We start from the raw sequence: 820 nt of genomic DNA, 5'->3' as shown, positions 1-820 counted from the left end.
TATAGGCCATAGATGAAGCAACTCCCTGCTTTTTAATTCAGATGATTATTTTTTAAACGAAGTTATTGTAGAGTGATTCTTTAAGGGTATCTATTATTATAAATGACTATTTTTTATAGTGTAATAATGAAAATGGGTATGTTCTATTTAGGCGTGCATTCGTTATTGCATTTGATTGGATAGCTCACCAACAAAGATTCACTTGATTGATCAACCTTAACGTTATCTAAACTCTTTTGTGTTTTTCAACTTCTAGTTCGTCCAATACTGGCCAGCGACAAATACTCAATACCTGATAGCGCACAACACCACTAGGGAACGCTTCATCAATGATTTCATTCCTGATGGCTTCATTCGATAAGTCGCAATCTAATTTGGCTAGCCTCTCAGAGAGATAAGATATATGTTTCTCGCCCCTAGATATCGATGCCCAAAGTATTACTTCAGAATACTCATCTTTAGCAGCTTCAATGATGTCTGACTCTTCATTTTCATCCATTTTAATAGTTTGAGATACACGTGTTTCTGCAAAAGGCTTATTTGGATGTGCTGTGCTGTAAATGATTTCAGGAAAGCTAAATTTTCCATCAGCGTCTGTAGTTGTGTAGTCCCATTCTTTTTCTTCCATGACACCAGAGTATTGATAACCTCTTTTTAGCTTAATACCGGCTAGAGGTTTTCCCTCATGGGTTAAGCTACCTATCACTTCAGGAAATACTTCGACATCGACTTTTTTAAACATGCTAAACATTGACTCCTCCGAGTAGCAACTAACGGCGACAATCAGACACAGGAATGCAAAAATCCCAATATATGCTCT

At 36.8% G+C, this 820-nt stretch carries 1 protein-coding gene; it reads right to left on the bottom strand.

Annotated features, from left to right (window positions below; genetic code table 11):
* Nucleotides 1-226 precede the first annotated feature (226 nt).
* On the bottom strand, nucleotides 227-820 hold a 594-nt coding region (locus H5125_RS21710; protein ID WP_220487396.1), incomplete at its 5' end, for a DUF4198 domain-containing protein.

The organism is Shewanella sp. SR44-4 (assembly GCF_014163715.1).
Taxonomy (GTDB): Bacteria; Pseudomonadota; Gammaproteobacteria; order Enterobacterales; family Shewanellaceae; genus Shewanella.
Note: the sequence above shows the minus strand (reverse complement) of the source record. Positions and strands in the feature narration are given on the sequence as shown.